Consider the following 15,148-nt stretch of genomic DNA (forward strand, 5'->3'; position numbering starts at 1 on the left):
ATGGGGGCGCGCGGCGTGGGGGTCAAGTGCGGGTTATTTTCCGCGCGCTTCAAAAGCGGCGAGTTGATCTGCTGTCGCTTTGGGTTGGTACTTGTCCTTCCACTCGGCGTATGACATGCCGTAAATACGTTCCCGCGCGGCGTCCATATCCATGGTAACGCCTTGATATTCCGCTGCCGCAAGGTACCATTTAGATAGGCAGTTGCGGCAAAACCCAGCCAAGATCATCAGGTCAATATTCTGAACATCTTTATTATCGTCCAGATGTGCGAGTAGCCGCCGAAAGGCGGCTGCATCAAGGGCGTCTTGTTGGGCTTGGGTCAATTCGGTCATGTATCCTCATCCAGTTTTCGCGCAGATTCAACGAGCAGGATGGGCACACCATCGCGGATCGGATAGGCGAGCTTGGCCTTCTTGCTAATCAACTCATTCGTCGCAGAATCGTATGTTAGCGGCCCTTTTGTCTTGGGACAAACGAGAACACCTAGCATTTTGGGATCAATAACAGTGCGCGGCTGCGCGGCTTGCGCTTTTGATTTCGCTTTAGCTTTGGGCGCGGGCTTTTTCGCTTTCGAGGCAGGTTTTTTGGGTGGCTTGGCCATGTGTCTATGCTCTGATCAAGGATTGCCTAAAATGACAACTATTGTCTTTGTTGGTCACCCTTTTGCCCCAAATCTTGGCTAGCGTAAAGATGCAATAACCCAATCAAGAGCCGACGGCGGTCATCAGAACTGATCGCCTCTAGCAGAGATTGCTTGTCCTCGGGTGCAAAGGGAGAGATCATCGCGGCTTGGTTGATCAAAATGGGCAACGGGATTTCTTGCAAACTATCCCAGTCAATTTTTACATTCATAGCTTTTGCCAAGGCTTTCATGGCAACTGTCAGTGCCGCGCGATCAGCGCGCCCAGTCTCTGATAAGGCTTCGTTGGTCTGCTTTGCATGGTGAATATTAGCGTCTTCGTGAAAGCGGGAGAAATCGACCTTAGCTTGGCGATAGGGCGTGGTGACATCAATTTCCTCTACGATGTCAAAGCGCTTCAAGCCTTTTAATACGATAATATATCGCCCATCTTCCGACTCCGAAAATTGCGAAATACGGCCCAAGGCTCCGACTTTCGCAATACTGCCATCATCACGACTTTGCACCATACCAATCAAGCGCTCACCCTTTAGAGCGTCGTCGATCATGTTGAGATAGCGCGGCTCAAAAATATTCAGCGGCATATCGCAAGCGGGCAGCAAGAGCGCGCCCGATAGCGGAAACAAGGCCACTGTTTCGGGATTGGTCCGACGGGTCAGAGATTTGTAATGTGCGCTCATATATTAGTTACGGCTCGCTTTCAGTTCTGGCTTCACGGAACGCGACTCCTAAGCAAATAGGATGGAAGACAATGCGCGACGCCCCTCGATTGAAATAGGCGACTGATTGCCTTCAGCCTCAAAAATTGTCAGCAGAAAGAGCCGCGCAGCCTCGTTTTTATAGGCGCGATTTTTCCCGATAGAATAGAGTAAATGCTCCACAGCTTCTGCGTTCTGATTGCTCGCGGCTAGCGCTTTGGCCAAATTTAGGCGGGCGTCCAGATCGTCAGGATTGGCCTCCACGGCTGCGCGCAATTCAGTTGTTGCGTCATCCGCGACAGGCTCGGCCGTCAGCGTTAGGCGAGAGCGCACTGCGTTGATTTCAGGATGGTCAGTAATCGCATCAGGTGCCGCCGCGATCAATTCGGCCGCTTGTGCTTCGTTCCCACTATCGAGATATAGACGCGCGAGGCCCGCCAAGGCTGGCGCACATTCGGGATCAAGCTTTAGGGCGTGTGCGTAATCTTGGGCAGCGCCGCCAGGGTCACCTGCCGCTAAGCTGTCCTTGGCTCATACGGCTAATTCTTCGGCTTCAGCTTTGGGGTCTGACGCCCCCGATAGACGCCCGACAAATTTCGCCAATTCGCTCTCTGGCTGCCCACCCATAAAGCCGTCGACAGGCTTTCCATCTTTGAATGCAAACACAGCTGGAATAGAGCGCACGCCCAGTTGCCCTGCGACACCGGGGTTTTCGTCAATGTTGATCTTGACCATTTTCACGGCCCCGCCAGCCCCTTTCACAGCGCGTTCTAGCGCGGGCATAAGCTGCTTACAGGGACCGCACCACGGAGCCCAGAAGTCGACGACAACGGGCGTGGTTTGGCTCATCTCGACCACGTCAGCCATAAAGTCTTGATCAGAACTGTCCTTGATCATCGGTGTCACATTTATCTCGGTCATATTAGTCCTCTAGCAAAGCGGCAAAGTCGATCACCGTCGGGGTGTGGCCTGTCGCTTTCGCAAATTTCTCAATGTCTGATGTGGAGATGGCGGTCGACGCCGTATTTCGCAAGGGGTGGAACCACACCTTTGTGTGATCAAATAGTGCTTTGTCCAAAATGAGCCTGACCTCTCCCTCCGTATCATTGATGATCGAAAACAAAGTGACGGAGCCTGGCTTAACGCCCAATTTATCCTCAAGCGCGTCCGCCTTACCAAAAGACAGGCGCTTCATGCCGATTTGGGGATGCAGCTTATTGACCTTGATCACCGTATCGGACACCGCACAGACGAGCGCATAGGCGCCAGACTTATCTTTAAGAAACAAGTTTTTCGTATGCCCGCCAGGCAGATCAGCTTTGATCGCAGCGCTTTCCTCGACGGTAAAAACAGCAGCGTGTTCAACGGTTTCAGTTGTGATACTTGCTTGCTTGAGCAGAGCGAAAAGGGCGGCTTCATTTGGGCTCTGCGGAGGGGTGTTTGTGTTCATATGGCCCTCTAAAACAAATGTGCAAAAAACTCAAACTCCCGCTTGAATTCTATTCGCATTTAGGGCTATAGGGGCGGCCTGCCAAGGACGATCGCGTCCTACTACGCAAAACATGAGCGGGCGTAGCTCAGTGGTAGAGCATCACCTTGCCAAGGTGAGGGTCGTGAGTTCGAATCTCATCGCCCGCTCCATTTTCCCTACATCTCCTAAATGTTAAAGAAAGCTACTTTTACAAAGGTTTAGAGCGTTTGTTGTGTTTTGGTTTGCTCATACCGGTAAGGGTCGCAAGGGACCGTTATTAGCGTGCGCTTACCTTGGGCTTACTTGATAGGGGATGTGCGCGTAATTCAGGATACATATTGCCCGCAGACCCATAAGCATGTTAAAAATTTCATAGGGATAGAACCGTTCTATCCTCGGGGCTTAGTAACCTCACTCGCAGCGGCTAGGTAACAGCCGTAATGTTGCCCCCTCGAACTTTATAGGGTCGGGGAGGCTTTGGCGCATGTTCAGGGCCTAGCGGCCTAAAGGCCATCGCGGTCGTCTGCGGGCGATTTACTAACTCCCCGGTCACCAGGGTTTATCCCGGTGACCGTTTTCATGTGTTGGGAGTGAATATGGAAAACTATAATGCGTTCGCCGATCTGATGGATAGTTTCAGATCATCATCTGACTTTGTGAAGATTGTTTGGTTGTTGCTACCGATTTTATTGTTGGGGGTGATGACAAGCCTCATTTTAGCAATTCGGAAATTTCGGCGATGCCCTCTTATAAGCTTCGATCACCCAGAGCTTGGCCATGTCACAGTCTATCAATCCGATAAAACCTTACCGCTCTTACAAAAACTTGGGGGCCTTCCTGTTTTGCTCGCACCTGAAAGCTACCCTGCTACTGCACAGACTGAAAAATAGTTTCTTTTCCCATTTGTGCATATATGTGTGCAGTATGCTGGGCAGGTGAGAACGCCATAGGTATACCCATCTACACACCCTACACGGTCTACACATATCTTTCTGGTCTCACCGTATAACGGGGAGCGCTGGGGGTATAGTCGCAGCGCCACCTATACCTGCGAGCGCCCATAGGCCTCGTCGATTTTTCCGATTGCTTCCTGACCGTCCCGAACAGCTTGAGTGTAATGACCCAGAGTTACCATGGGGTTTGCATGCCCTGCTATCTTTGCCACGAGCCCAACTTCTACACCTTCAGCTTGAAGGTTGGAAATGAAACAATGGCGAGCCGAGTGCGGTGTAACATAGGGAACCCCAGCTTCCTCCAAGCCTTTTACCCAAAACCGCTTGCGCCAATTTTTATAAAGAAGCTGGCCGCCTCCGTCCATACGAGGCTTTGGCCAAGTCTGCGGGCGTCCCATGCCCGGGAAAACGCGGTAGAGTTTGCCGTTTAGACGGGTGCAGGTAAGGTTGTGCTGCCGCATCATGGAACGCAAAGTATCCGACATTGGAATTTCACGCATTCCCGCACTGGTTTTTGTTTCATCGTAAACATTGCCCTTTTGATCTTGGGAACGTCGGATAGTGATGACGTTATTTTCAAAGTCTACATCGTCCCATAAGAGAGCTAATTGCTCCGATGGACGAGTTCCAGCTAAGAACGGAAAAGCGTAATAGATACCCCGAAAGACATCTTGTTCGGCATAATCTAAAAGCTGAGCAACTTGTTCTGGTGTCAGTATGTCCTTTTTGGACTTTGTTTTGTTCTTAATGATGGACGGCATAGCAGGAGGACGATAGCCGTAATCGTCCGCGACGAGCTCCAAGGCTGACTTCAACAACATCTTCGCACGATCCGCTGAATAGCGGCCAACCTCTTTTCTATTAATTGATACCAACGGCGAATATCCCGCGTCTAAAGGTCCTTAACTTTCGCATCGCGCAGCAGGTATGTGATCTTGCTGCCCGTCGGGATAATCCCTTTCGATGTGAAATGGGAGCGTTGCTTTGCTGTGGCGTTGGTCACCAATGGGCCTATGATTAAAGGGCGTACGCTCTCATGGTTGTGAATACTAATAGGTTTGATTTGTCCATGACGGATAGAAAACCAAAGCTCCACAACATTGGCAATAGTGACATCTTCACGCGCTGAGAAATAGTCGCCATTATTGATATCGGTTATTAGCTGCTGTTTGAATTGCTCGGCGTCTTTACGTCTCTCAAAAAATTTCTGCGCCCTAGAACCTGTTTCAGGATCTTTGAAGTTTACAATAAAACGGAGCAGGGTTTTTTGCGTCCCGTCTCTGAGTTTGCGCTTAAACTCCCGCTTTGTAATGTTAATGCTATTCGCCATTGTTAGCTCCGATTGATTATTACCTACCGAAAAAAACACGCCGAAAATTTCCGCACAATTATTTCCGTAAACCCGCATGTAAGCACAAAGGGCCAAGGTGTTTTCCGAGTAAGGTTTGAATGTTTCAGGCCTTAACGAGAGGCCCATTCGTTCATATTTTGATGAGGCCGATATTCCCCCTGATAAGGTGAGGGTCGCCACCTGTGATGATAGTGACGAGCGTGATGATAAGTCGTCACACTCGTCACATGCGTCACTTTAAAAGGGTGTGTCCTTGGATGGTGTGAAACCTAAATCGAAATCTGACTTTGTTTCATCATACCATACCCGGATTAGCATCCCTTCTCGACTGCAGCCTAAAAAATCATGGAAGATACCAATTTTTCGTAACATAGGGTCGATACGTTTGAGAGCATTTGACAATGCCGCTGGAGAGCGTGGTAGACCTGACACCCGTGCGTCGTCTCGGCGTTCCAAGTTTTGATGTAAGTCCCCAACCGTTCCTTCGTATTCATTCTTGTCTTTTAACAGTCTGAACAACTCGACACAGATTGGATTGTTTATAACTCGTTCAATATACATGTCATTTTGAACGTTCCGGATAGCGTTTACAAAAGAGCCTTCCGGTAGGCCTGTCGCAGGCTCAGCTGCGACTAACCAATGTGCTGCATCCGCCATACGAAGTTCCGTTGGAGGTATAACTTCATCAATTTTTACTAAGGCGCATGCAACGCACTCATATAGAAAGCCTAAATACCCAGGGAGTAATTTCTCAAAATCCTTTTTTAGTTGTCGTTCGGATTTACGTACTCCCGCCTTCATACTTTGCAGGTTTATTTGGATAGCACGTTCCAAGAAATCAGGGCGATCTGCATATTCACCGATACCATTAAGCATCACGGGTCTGCAGAATGTAAAAATTTTAGCTTCATCGTCGCTATATAACTTTCGAGGCATAATGCCTCCACCTGTTGCCACTGTATAAAGAAGATCAGACATTTCCCATTTCAATCTGGACGCATTGTCATATGATATTAAAAAATTGTCTTTTGCTTGGATCGCTAAATCTTGCTCTCTTTTCGGCAGCCTCAATTTTGGCGCTTCAGAGGGGTCAATGATTTCTTTAATTGTTAAATTGTGAAATGTTTTACCAGAGCCTTGCTGCCCTTGAGTGAGAAGTGCCATGTATGACCCCTTCGGATTTAGACAGTTAATTTCAAAAGCTAGGCGTAAAGTTGAATTTTGCCCACTCAGCCCTAGAAGCCTATGCATATCCGAATACCCATTAGACTTTTGGGGTAAGGGTAACTCTTTAAAGCCAGAGGGCCTTCTAAATTTAATAGGTGTTTTAGTGACGACCTTCCAACCGCTTGAGTCAATTTTTACTGATTGACCATCAAGTCGCCCTAAGTCGATATAAATAGCGTCTTCATGCTCGGCTAGCCGGACATGAGGTATTTGCTGGCTTCCATTGAACTGTGCTTCTGCTTCTAGCGCACTAATAACTTCATTAAGGCCAATAGTGCTTAAAGGTTTGCCTTCCTCTTTAAAATACATGTGTTGGATCAACCCTTTCACTATTGAGGAGCTAACTGGGTAGGAAACTTTCGCGCCTTCTTGATGTTTAATGTGAGCGTATGGTTCATTGAATTGTGTATGAAAAAATTCAACGTCTAATGCCTTAAATAGCCTTAGAGCCGAAAGGGATTGCTTTTCTGATCCGGACGCGGGTTTGTCATACCCCTTTTCTCTCGCCCCAGAGATCATAATAGGCAACTCATCCATTGTATTGCCTAAATAATTAACGGGCAGGAGAGCCTTTATAATTGACACGATTTCGTCATCGTGAGCACCCACTTGAACAAGTTTAGCTACCAGAATTAATGTAGGCTCGTTTGTGGCCGTACCAGATATGATGGCGGCTGTTTCTACGGCGGCCATCACTGTCTTCATTAGGGCCAGTTGATGCTGTGTAAAAACAGGGAGTTCAACTAGATTAATATCCAAAAGAGGTGTGCCCAACCATTTGTAAGCTTCGCCAGTATCAGGGTGAATACTTTCAGGAATGATAGTGCATTTCTTTTCTGCTAATATATCGAAACCACTAAACCCTTGCGGGCCTTTAATACTGGTAGATCGTATCGGTGTTTGTGCAGAATAACGTGCGAAGAATGTCGCGCCTTTTTTACCTATTTTGCCGCTGATCCCATTCCCTAATATGGCCTTTGTAAACCTGACAAGACGATCATCATCGCAGTCTATGGCTATCAATTTATAGCTGCTATCAACGGGTGTGCCTAATAATAAAGCAAGCCCGCTGGCGGGATGATTTTTGACCCACTCAGCGAGCGCATTATCGGTTGGTTTTCTACCCAAGTACTTAGTCCAGGCTTTGAATATGGGTTGCTTTGAATTGGGTTTAACGGGCAGCACATGCAGGCCTTTAGCCCAATATTTCTTCGCGCCTTGACCAAAGTTAGACATTATCACCTCCTTGATTAAAGGTGGTGATAGCGGCTCCAACTTCACTTATTTTTACCATCCAGCGATTGCCAATGAATTTATAGGCGGGGATTAGGTCGTCCTTGACGGCTTTACGTAAAGCCCACGGTTTTAGACCCAAGGATTTAGCTGCTTCTTTTATCGTGCTATAAGGTTCCACGAGACCATTTTGGGGAGACGTTATTTTCATCATCAACTCCATTTCGGAGCACCATAAAAGAGCGCACACTATTATGCTCTCCGATAGTATCGGTGCTTGGTTGGGTTGACTTCAGCCGGGATTTAACGCGTCCGGGTCTTAAGTGACAGGTCTAGTCCGCATCGCCAGGCTTTTTCAGGTTCGCCGCCTTAGGCCCCCATTTCTGGGCGGGCTCAACAATGTATAGGTGTTTCTAGATACACCACAATGCTTCCTGACCCTTGTGGTCTGAAAGCACTACATATTGTGCCGGTTGATATTGTCAATACCAAATATTGATTAGTGTTGCGGGGTTCATTAGCTTATTAGCTGTGCCATAGTCGCGATATATGCGAATTAGACGGTATGATCATATGAATTCGAAAACCACAGATAAAGCCGCAAAGCATGAAATGTCTAATGCTTCAGCCGAACACTATTCCTATATTGATTATGAACATGACTTCAAAAGCGATAGCAAAATTCGAAAAGCTGCATTTGAGATGGCGCACAACATTAGAGAATTCGAGATTAACCTATACTGGAAACGAGCGGCGTATTTTTGGACATTTATCTCTGCCACTCTAGCTGGGCATGCTTTAATTGAAACTCGAACATTTGATTCTCAAGGCATCCTTGCGTTGTTACTGGCGTGTACATGATTTATTTTTGCTTTGGGCTGGTTCTTAGTAAATAGGGGCAGCAAATTTTGGCAGGAGAATTGGGAAAACCACGTTGATAATCTTGAAGATGATGTGATCGGTCCATTATATAAAGTAATTTTGAGCCGACCAAACCCGACAGGTTTAGATGAAAAAACAAAACATGTTCTAACAGGGTCTTCGACGATCTCGGTATCCAAGGTGAATCAAATTATCAGCTTATACGTCACTTTGCTTTGGGGGATATTGATTGTTCATTCACTATTACCTATCAGCCCCAAGCTTGGGCTGGACCCTATTAAAATCGCTATATTGATGATGACGTTTTTAACAGTAGGGGCATTTTTTCGTTATGGCTGGTCTCATGCTGCCCCAATGAGGCAAGTTATAAAAAAGCGTGATGTTGATTTCCACGCTAAAGAAAATGAACCAAAGCCTTCTCTGTAAATACTGGCTCACCACGGCATCTTAAGAATTTTGAAATCATAACTTAACTTTTTTCAAATGTATGTTATATTGTAAATGTAAGCGGTTTTGCTAAACAACGTGGCTTAAAATAGTTACAGAACGAAGCGACAATACGCATCCTAGTTTGACCAGGACCTCTTGCAAGTAAGTACTACTTGAAAAGGAGGTCTTTGTGCTGTCTGAATACATACCCTTATGTGCGCCTGATGCGGCGTTCCGTGAAATCGCATCACTTAATTTACCCGTAACAGCTATTCACGCTGAGCAGGGATACCTCGAAATCATAGAAACGGTTCCTGACCTCCGTCAAAATGCAGAAGTGCTGACGGAAAAAATTCTAGCAGTAAAAGTGTCCGTCGGTTTATATATAGTTTACCTCGTCGCCAAAGACGGATTGCTATTGCATTTTATTGGCTTGAATGGCCGCAAAAAAAGATTGCCGCCTATTTTGACGTTAGCCCATCTGCAATTTCTCAATCACTACTGAAAACACGCGAAGCCGGTCGTAACAAGTTGGCTTTCAACTAATGCCCTAAGGTGAGCAGGGTAATATGCTCGCTGACCTTAACGCGGCTAAAATGGCTGCATAAATGGAGACTAAAATGACTATTCACACTGAATTTGAAAAACAAGCAGCATATGCGTCCGGCATCACGGATTTCAGCATGGCAATTGGCTCTGCATTTGTCGAGAGCATGCGTAACACGCATTATAAACACACCGGCACAGCGCTCGATGAGTTAGTGGACAATTCTATTGAGGCGGGAGCAAGCAACATACATATAGAATTTTCATTTCCCAATGATAAAACGACTAAGGTGAACGGGATCGCCGTCATTGATGATGGCTCTGGGATGATACCAGCAATGCTGCGCCACGCTGTAGCGTGGGGAGGGACTCACCGTGCCGATCAACGCACCGGTCTTGGTCGATTTGGTTTTGGCTTGCCTAGCGCATCAGTAAACCAAACACGACGTTACTCCATTTACTCTAAGACAGCTGACAATGACTGGCATGCCATTACAGTTGATTTGGACAAGATTAAAGCAGGCGAATATTTTGATGATAACGGGCGAATCGTATCGCCAGAGCCTAAAAAATCAGCCTTGCCCAATTGGATTGAGAAGAAGTTTAAGGAATACAAGAAGGATTTTGATAGTGGAACAGTTGTATTTTGGGATAATCCGGACCGCATCAAATGGAAAACAAAAAATGGCCTTACAAGCAATCTATTGGAACATTTTGGTGTAACATACCGTCATTATTTTGATCAAGTTACGCTAAGAGTTGATGGTCGACCCGTCAAACCCGTTGATCCCCTCTTCATCACTCCCGGGCATCGCCTTTACAATATTGACGAAGACCGCGCAGTGGCGCTTGATCCAAAAACGATCAAGTTTTCAAATAAAAAAACAGGCGAAGACGCTTTCATCAGCGTTAGATATGCGAGTTATCCACTATCATTTTATTCTGTTGATAAGTCAAAAAACGCTTCTGGCAATAATGCTAACGCAAGATTTAAGGTAAAAAACTCTAACCGAGGGATTATTGTGACCAGGATGGGACGACAGATTGATGTGGTGGAACATACACCTTGGTCAGGACTAGAGAAATTTCGAAACGACGATCGGTATTGGGGTGTGGAAATTGATTTCCCAGCTGAATTGGATGAAGAATTCACAATTGCAAACTCTAAGCAGGGTGTTGTGATGACTGAGCGTATTTGGGATAAACTTGAAGATGCGGGAGTGCGGGCGGCGATTAAATCCCTCAGGAAAGCTCACACGGAGGCCAAAAAAGCGAAGGCAGCGAGCCCGGAACCAGAAGAAGGACCTCGCGCATCGGAAGCTTCAATGAAGGCAGCTGAAAAGTTTGCTCCTAAAAAGGCAGGTAAGAACTCGGAAGCTCGTCAAAAGAAGGCTTTGGAGACCCTTGAGCAACATGCGAAAAAAATTGCAAAAGAAACTAAAGGAAATGCCAGTGAGATAAAGGAAAAAATTCAAATTGAGGCAAAAGAACATCCCTATAAAGTAAAGTTTGAGGACATGCCAGGAGCGCCTTTTTTTCGAATTGAATTACTAGGGGCCTTGCACGTTTTGTATATCAATAGAAAGCATAGGTTTTTCGGAGAGTTATATAGTTCCGAAAACTTGACCCAGTTTCATCGGGGTGCATTAGAGGTGTTATTGTTTACTTTTGGTATAGGTGAGCTTGACGCTATAGGGAACACTGATCGCACCACGTTTTTTACGGCAGAAAAAAATGGTTGGTCTGACCGTCTGAATGCTGCTTTAGGACAGCTCTCGAAATACGAATCGGAAACCGAATTCGACTAGAGTTATCAGGGGCGGCAATATTGCCGCCTCTAAAATATTGACAAGGGCCTCAGAGCATGTTGCGATTTAACAATGAGCAGTGAAGTGAAATTGTTTGATCCCCAGTTACTTTCAAAGGATCACCTTAATCTAATACTGAGTGTAATTCATGATACCAGCGCGGACGACCCAAACAAGCGTGTCCGCGCGTTGAGAACTCTTTGCGACGTTCAGGATGATGACGATATCGAGGTTTATAGATTATCAGTGGCTTGCTCTATTTTAGCTGATTTGGTTGACCAGGGGTGGGCCGTTTTTTCTAAGAGCAGTAAGATCTACATTCAGTCCCCTCCTATGATTTACCATAAAAAAGAAAGTATGGGTGACGCAAAGGCACGTTTTAGGGAAAGCCTTTATAGGTCTAGTAATCGTCAAATTGCAGAACTATCGGTGGCCAGTTTTATCGCGAAAATGGAAAAGCCGCAGATTCATAAAAATCAAAGTGTCTCCGTTTTATCTCTATTGGAACATGGACTCGAATTCTCTGAGCAACTGCGCGAAATCTCTAACTTAGACAAATCAGAGGCCTTAGATCAGTTAGGGCAGCAGATTAAACCATTTATACAGATCTGTAACGCGGGAGAGCGGTGCCCTAAGTCGGGCTTGAGGCTCTTAGATATATGGCGATATTACAGATATACTTGGTCGCTTGAGTATAACTCTGTTCCGGGAAGAACTTTGCGAATTTTAATTCGCAACAAGGCTAAAAAAATTGGCCAATTATAGGAATTGCAATGATCGCGAGTCCAGCAGCTAACATGTATGCCCGTGATAGTTGGATTGGCTGGCGCACAGAAGATTTGATAAAAAATATTGTGTCTGGAGAGTGGGAGTCTCGGCAAGTTGCGAGAAGTCTATTAGGGATCTTACGGGAGGCAATTCAGAACATTCGTATTGATGATTTGATTAAAAAATCTGAAATCGAAAACCCGACAATTCATACATATTTTAAGTTGGAGCAGATTATTGAACGTTCTATTCGCGAGCGCGCGGCTGATTTACAAAGTCAAAATGACGGCACTCATGATCAAAGCAGACTTATAGACATTCGCGATTTCAAATCAAAAGACCCAAAGACATTTACAAATAAAGAGTGGCGAAAGCTTTCAGGAACATCTTTATTCGTAAAAAAAAGAGCCGAACAATTATTGCCTCTTTTAAAAACTTTGGATTATTTCAAACGTGCTGATTTTGAGACTGAACCGTCTTCAGCGCTCATGGAAACGTTGGTATCAACAGAAGGACGAAAGCACGTTTCATTTGCGCTCAACGAAATAAGAAAACTGAAGTTATCGTCAGAGATTGCTGATATTTCGGTTTGCGGAGCTATTGCCCCCTACAACCAGATACTAGGAGGGAAGCTAGTAACGCTAATTATGGCCTCTCAGGAGATAAGAGACGCTTACAAAGACAGGTACTCAAATCAACCAAGCGAAATAGCTTCGCAAATTGCTGGGCGAAAGCTAATAAGAAATTCTGAGTTGAAAGTCGTAACTACAACGAGCCTATACGGAGTTGGCAGTAGCCAATACAATAGGCTGAAATTGCCTGCTAAAAATCACGAAAGTTTAAAAAATGATATTAGGTGGGAAGAATTGGAGATGTCTGAGGGGTTCTCCGTAACACATGTAAGTCTAAAAACCGTTGAACTCATGCGAAAGCTGGCAATAAAGGAGTATGGTCGTAGAAGAATAAACAGTGTTTTTGGAGAAGGATCGAGCCCCAGAACTCGGCAAATAAGGTCGGGATTGAACTTAATTGGGATTTCGGATGAAGGTCCATTACGACATGCTGTCGGGCGTCGCGTCTATGCCTGTGAGCTCTATCCCGGAGCTAGACGAACGTTGATCGGTCTGACAGGCAATTCAAGAAAATTGCGATCGCAAAGCATTAAAAATATTACTACGGCCTGGTTGGAGCGTTGGGTGGTTCAGCGAATTAAGCGGCAAGAAACTCTGGACTCCATTTCTGAGTTCCAACCAGATAATATATCTGAAAATTTTAAAACACGGATCAAGAGTGTTCAATTGGAAGATGTTGCGACATATGAGTTGACCGGATAAGTTAGCTGCTGAGACAATTTTGTATGTCTATCGCCAATTTATCAAAATCTGGGTCGGGTTGTCGATCTGGGCTGGTGATTTTTTCAAATACTTGAATTAGTATCTCTCGCATGATCGGCGTTTTTTCGATTAATGAAACATAATAATCGAAACGCGGAATCTCAGATTTGCTTCCTGATACTATCGTTCCAATGTGAAACTCGTGATGAGGGTGAAGTTCAAATAGGTTGCGCCGATCAGAGTGAACTGTAATGGTCGCCTTCCACGGACTCCAAGTGATTGAGGTTTTGATCCGTCATACTCACATCCTTTGTTTTAGAACAAAAAAACACGCTAAAAACGCCGACGCAATATCCAAAACTAATGAAAATTGCTATTCAAGTTGTAAAATGCTTAACTGCAGAGGGCTAATATATGAGAGAGTTATAAACCCAATGAGTGAAACACGAGACTGGATATTATGTTCTTCCGGCGCGCGAGCTTCACATCTGCGAGCGAATGTGAAAAATTTGGCTCTACCGCCTGGGGAAATCGTTCAATTTAGATATAAAGCAAGTATTATTTCAGATGCTTTTATCGATTTAATCAAAAGCTCTCCATCGTCATTTGAGGGACACTCAGCCTATCTCACCTACTTAGACAACCGCAAAAAGGGGGAGCCCCCGAAGCTTTTTCCGCTACGGGAGGCTTGTATTATGAGTAGTCATAAAAGAGGCTCAGTTTATATAATTAAGTTGAAATTAGGCAGGTATTTCAATTGGAGTGAGTTTGAGCAAGAGACTGTCAATGAGCTGTTAAGTGAATCGGCAATTAAACCTGGATGGAATAAGACCGGCAAAATAACAAAAGGGGTATAAAAATGGAAAGAGAAAGGTAACTGGGTATTTGAAGCCAACGCGAACATCCGATCCAATCTGATTAATCATGACCCTCAAAACAAGCAGCACCTTGAATCTTTTGAGGCTGCTGTTGATGCGTGCTTTACAGGCGCAGATTTCAAGAGCAATGCTGGAAAATGGATTTTTTGCAATTTTTATGGACCGAAAACCACTGATTATTTCCTCAAAAAGAAAATTTTTGAAGCCGGAAAAGCTTACAGTATTCCATTATATCATTACAAGCCAGGCACAGGCTCGCATGGGGAATTTAAATCGTTTATTGTCGAAGTAATTGCTAATAACGAAAATATAGAATTTACATCTCCCATTAGGTTGAAAATTGAATCTGCATATGACGAAAAGACGTTTGATTTTCGAGTAAAAAGAAATGCACCTAACTCTTCAGTGACGTTCAACATAAATATTTATTGTGACGAAGGTAGAAGCTCTGACATACTTAAACATTATTGTTTAGATTTCGATATAACCTATAATATAAAATCTTCAGTCCTGTCTCAAACCTGGGGTATATTAGGAATAGCTACAGGACTTTTTGTTGCTCAAGCCGCCGCTTTTTATAGAAGCGATGATTTTAATATTTTTGTTTTAGTGCTAATTGGAATTGGTTCATTGATAGCTGGGTATTTTGCTTACTCAGCCTCTAAAAAAGCTGACATCATTGTATGAAATGAGCCTGACCCTCTTTTGTTTTCCAACTCAAATGAATCCATCCCAGAGGAACGTAGTGGCTAATACCTGATGCATCAAAAACGCGATGACCATTTTCACTAACGTGTAGTTTTAATGGGTTTTTGATTTTAACGACTGATCCATCAACAAATTTATACTTTCTCCACTTTTCAGTAGAGATATCATTGAACTCAAATTTCGTCTTGTTTTTAAATTCCATTGAGTTTCCTTGTGGGAAC

Annotated in this window: 21 protein-coding genes, 1 tRNA gene and 1 pseudogene; 11 read left to right on the top strand and 12 right to left on the bottom strand. The window is 44.9% G+C overall.

Going from position 1 to position 15,148, the window contains the following annotated elements; all coding sequences use genetic code 11:
• Nucleotides 1–33: 33 nt before the first annotated feature.
• The 7 genes and pseudogenes from AB8615_RS11765 to AB8615_RS11795 all read right to left on the bottom strand — a co-directional run bounded on the left by AB8615_RS11765 (nt 34) and on the right by AB8615_RS11795 (nt 2,789).
• Nucleotides 34–333, bottom strand: a complete 300-nt coding sequence (locus tag AB8615_RS11765; protein ID WP_409432767.1) for a DUF1244 domain-containing protein — start codon at nt 331–333, stop codon at nt 34–36.
• Nucleotides 330–491 (bottom strand): Trm112 family protein, encoded by a 162-nt coding sequence (locus tag AB8615_RS11770; RefSeq protein WP_409434102.1) that lies wholly within the window; start codon nt 489–491, stop codon nt 330–332. The genes AB8615_RS11765 and AB8615_RS11770 overlap by 4 nt, the downstream gene beginning before the upstream one ends.
• A gap of 149 nt (nt 492–640) precedes the next feature.
• Nucleotides 641–1,321, bottom strand: a complete 681-nt coding sequence (locus AB8615_RS11775) for an LON peptidase substrate-binding domain-containing protein (RefSeq protein ID WP_409432768.1) — start codon at nt 1,319–1,321, stop codon at nt 641–643.
• Nucleotides 1,322–1,369: 48 nt separating this feature from the next.
• Nucleotides 1,370–1,672 carry a tetratricopeptide repeat protein gene (locus AB8615_RS11780; RefSeq protein ID WP_418153103.1) on the bottom strand — a complete coding sequence of 101 codons (303 nt, stop codon included), beginning with the start codon at nt 1,670–1,672 and terminating at the stop codon, nt 1,370–1,372.
• Nucleotides 1,670–1,855: pseudogene (locus AB8615_RS11785) on the bottom strand (tetratricopeptide repeat protein); the annotation flags it as partial. The gene AB8615_RS11780 and the pseudogene AB8615_RS11785, both read right to left, overlap by 3 nt.
• Nucleotides 1,856–1,870: 15 nt before the next feature.
• Nucleotides 1,871–2,260, bottom strand: a complete 390-nt coding sequence (gene trxA, locus AB8615_RS11790; protein ID WP_418152426.1) for a thioredoxin — start codon at nt 2,258–2,260, stop codon at nt 1,871–1,873.
• Nucleotide 2,261: 1 nt separating this feature from the next.
• Entirely contained in the window at nt 2,262–2,789 is a 528-nt protein-coding gene (locus AB8615_RS11795) for a prolyl-tRNA synthetase associated domain-containing protein (protein WP_409432770.1), read from the bottom strand.
• A 116-nt stretch (nt 2,790–2,905) separates the two neighbouring features.
• Between AB8615_RS11795 and AB8615_RS11800 the strand changes: the two genes are divergently transcribed.
• Nucleotides 2,906–2,980: transfer RNA gene (locus tag AB8615_RS11800), tRNA-Gly, on the top strand.
• Nucleotides 2,981–3,406: 426 nt separating this feature from the next.
• Nucleotides 3,407–3,700 (top strand): hypothetical protein, encoded by a 294-nt coding sequence (locus AB8615_RS11805; RefSeq protein WP_409432771.1) that lies wholly within the window; start codon nt 3,407–3,409, stop codon nt 3,698–3,700.
• Between the two features lie 152 nt (nt 3,701–3,852).
• On the opposite strand, the gene AB8615_RS11810 is transcribed toward AB8615_RS11805, so the two are convergent.
• The 4 genes from AB8615_RS11810 to AB8615_RS11825 are packed head-to-tail and all read right to left on the bottom strand — an operon-like array spanning nt 3,853 to nt 7,797.
• A complete protein-coding gene (locus AB8615_RS11810) occupies nt 3,853–4,638 on the bottom strand; it encodes a site-specific integrase (RefSeq protein WP_418152427.1) in 786 nt (261 codons plus the stop codon).
• A gap of 17 nt (nt 4,639–4,655) precedes the next feature.
• Complete coding sequence (locus AB8615_RS11815; RefSeq protein WP_409432773.1) at nt 4,656–5,294, bottom strand: hypothetical protein; 639 nt, start codon at nt 5,292–5,294, stop codon at nt 4,656–4,658.
• 57 nt (nt 5,295–5,351) lie between these two features.
• A complete protein-coding gene (locus tag AB8615_RS11820) occupies nt 5,352–7,577 on the bottom strand; it encodes a bifunctional DNA primase/polymerase (RefSeq protein ID WP_418152428.1) in 2,226 nt (741 codons plus the stop codon).
• Nucleotides 7,570–7,797: a helix-turn-helix domain-containing protein gene (locus AB8615_RS11825; RefSeq protein WP_409432775.1), complete on the bottom strand. Its 228-nt coding sequence runs from the start codon at nt 7,795–7,797 to the stop codon at nt 7,570–7,572. Before AB8615_RS11825 ends, AB8615_RS11820 begins: the two co-directional genes overlap by 8 nt.
• A 350-nt stretch (nt 7,798–8,147) precedes the next feature.
• Here AB8615_RS11825 and AB8615_RS11830 point away from each other — a divergent pair, with 350 nt between their 5' ends.
• From AB8615_RS11830 to AB8615_RS11870, 9 genes are all read left to right on the top strand, one after another.
• Complete coding sequence (locus AB8615_RS11830) at nt 8,148–8,435, top strand: hypothetical protein (protein ID WP_409432776.1); 288 nt, start codon at nt 8,148–8,150, stop codon at nt 8,433–8,435.
• A gap of 12 nt (nt 8,436–8,447) precedes the next feature.
• Nucleotides 8,448–8,882, top strand: a complete 435-nt coding sequence (locus tag AB8615_RS11835) for a hypothetical protein (RefSeq protein WP_409432777.1) — start codon at nt 8,448–8,450, stop codon at nt 8,880–8,882.
• Nucleotides 8,883–9,302: 420 nt separating this feature from the next.
• Complete coding sequence (locus tag AB8615_RS11840; protein ID WP_418153105.1) at nt 9,303–9,431, top strand: hypothetical protein; 129 nt, start codon at nt 9,303–9,305, stop codon at nt 9,429–9,431.
• 74 nt (nt 9,432–9,505) lie between these two features.
• The gene (locus AB8615_RS11845) at nt 9,506–11,239 is read left to right on the top strand and encodes an ATP-binding protein (protein WP_418152429.1); all 1,734 of its coding nucleotides are present in this window, start codon (nt 9,506–9,508) and stop codon (nt 11,237–11,239) included.
• 72 nt (nt 11,240–11,311) lie between these two features.
• Nucleotides 11,312–12,004: a hypothetical protein gene (locus AB8615_RS11850; RefSeq protein WP_418152430.1), complete on the top strand. Its 693-nt coding sequence runs from the start codon at nt 11,312–11,314 to the stop codon at nt 12,002–12,004.
• Nucleotides 12,005–12,012: 8 nt separating this feature from the next.
• Entirely contained in the window at nt 12,013–13,341 is a 1,329-nt protein-coding gene (locus tag AB8615_RS11855) for a Druantia anti-phage system protein DruA (RefSeq protein ID WP_418152431.1), read from the top strand.
• A 434-nt stretch (nt 13,342–13,775) separates the two neighbouring features.
• On the top strand, nt 13,776–14,198 hold the full coding sequence (locus AB8615_RS11860; protein WP_418152432.1) for a hypothetical protein: 423 nt from the start codon (nt 13,776–13,778) through the stop codon (nt 14,196–14,198).
• Between the two features lie 67 nt (nt 14,199–14,265).
• Nucleotides 14,266–14,511, top strand: coding sequence for a hypothetical protein (locus AB8615_RS11865; protein ID WP_418152433.1), 246 nt, complete (start codon nt 14,266–14,268; stop codon nt 14,509–14,511).
• 41 nt (nt 14,512–14,552) lie between these two features.
• Nucleotides 14,553–14,906 (top strand): hypothetical protein, encoded by a 354-nt coding sequence (locus AB8615_RS11870; protein ID WP_418152434.1) that lies wholly within the window; start codon nt 14,553–14,555, stop codon nt 14,904–14,906.
• On the opposite strand, the gene AB8615_RS11875 is transcribed toward AB8615_RS11870, so the two are convergent.
• The gene (locus AB8615_RS11875) at nt 14,896–15,129 is read right to left on the bottom strand and encodes a hypothetical protein (protein ID WP_418152435.1); all 234 of its coding nucleotides are present in this window, start codon (nt 15,127–15,129) and stop codon (nt 14,896–14,898) included. The two genes, AB8615_RS11870 and AB8615_RS11875, sit on opposite strands and share 11 nt — an antisense overlap.
• Between the last annotated feature and the right edge of the window lie 19 nt (nt 15,130–15,148).

The sequence above is a fragment of the Litorimonas sp. RW-G-Af-16 genome (genome assembly GCF_048319245.1).
In the GTDB taxonomy this organism is placed as follows: domain Bacteria; phylum Pseudomonadota; class Alphaproteobacteria; order Caulobacterales; family Maricaulaceae; genus Litorimonas.

Excerpts from the sequence above, each read along its gene's own strand:
- AB8615_RS11770 (WP_409434102.1), bottom strand. The coding sequence starts at position 491 with ATGCTAGGTGTTCTCGTTTGTCCCAAGACAAAAGGGCCGCTAACATAC.
- AB8615_RS11765 (WP_409432767.1), bottom strand. The coding sequence starts at position 333 with ATGACCGAATTGACCCAAGCCCAACAAGACGCCCTTGATGCAGCCGCC.
- AB8615_RS11805 (WP_409432771.1), top strand. The coding sequence starts at position 3,407 with ATGGAAAACTATAATGCGTTCGCCGATCTGATGGATAGTTTCAGATCA.
- AB8615_RS11775 (WP_409432768.1), bottom strand. The coding sequence starts at position 1,321 with ATGAGCGCACATTACAAATCTCTGACCCGTCGGACCAATCCCGAAACA.
- AB8615_RS11855 (WP_418152431.1), top strand. The coding sequence starts at position 12,013 with ATGATCGCGAGTCCAGCAGCTAACATGTATGCCCGTGATAGTTGGATT.
- AB8615_RS11820 (WP_418152428.1), bottom strand. The coding sequence starts at position 7,577 with ATGTCTAACTTTGGTCAAGGCGCGAAGAAATATTGGGCTAAAGGCCTG.
- AB8615_RS11850 (WP_418152430.1), top strand. The coding sequence starts at position 11,312 with ATGAGCAGTGAAGTGAAATTGTTTGATCCCCAGTTACTTTCAAAGGAT.
- AB8615_RS11875 (WP_418152435.1), bottom strand. The coding sequence starts at position 15,129 with ATGGAATTTAAAAACAAGACGAAATTTGAGTTCAATGATATCTCTACT.
- AB8615_RS11860 (WP_418152432.1), top strand. The coding sequence starts at position 13,776 with ATGAGTGAAACACGAGACTGGATATTATGTTCTTCCGGCGCGCGAGCT.
- AB8615_RS11845 (WP_418152429.1), top strand. The coding sequence starts at position 9,506 with ATGACTATTCACACTGAATTTGAAAAACAAGCAGCATATGCGTCCGGC.
- AB8615_RS11830 (WP_409432776.1), top strand. The coding sequence starts at position 8,148 with ATGAATTCGAAAACCACAGATAAAGCCGCAAAGCATGAAATGTCTAAT.
- trxA (WP_418152426.1), bottom strand. The coding sequence starts at position 2,260 with ATGACCGAGATAAATGTGACACCGATGATCAAGGACAGTTCTGATCAA.
- AB8615_RS11795 (WP_409432770.1), bottom strand. The coding sequence starts at position 2,789 with ATGAACACAAACACCCCTCCGCAGAGCCCAAATGAAGCCGCCCTTTTC.
- AB8615_RS11825 (WP_409432775.1), bottom strand. The coding sequence starts at position 7,797 with ATGGAGTTGATGATGAAAATAACGTCTCCCCAAAATGGTCTCGTGGAA.
- AB8615_RS11865 (WP_418152433.1), top strand. The coding sequence starts at position 14,266 with ATGACCCTCAAAACAAGCAGCACCTTGAATCTTTTGAGGCTGCTGTTG.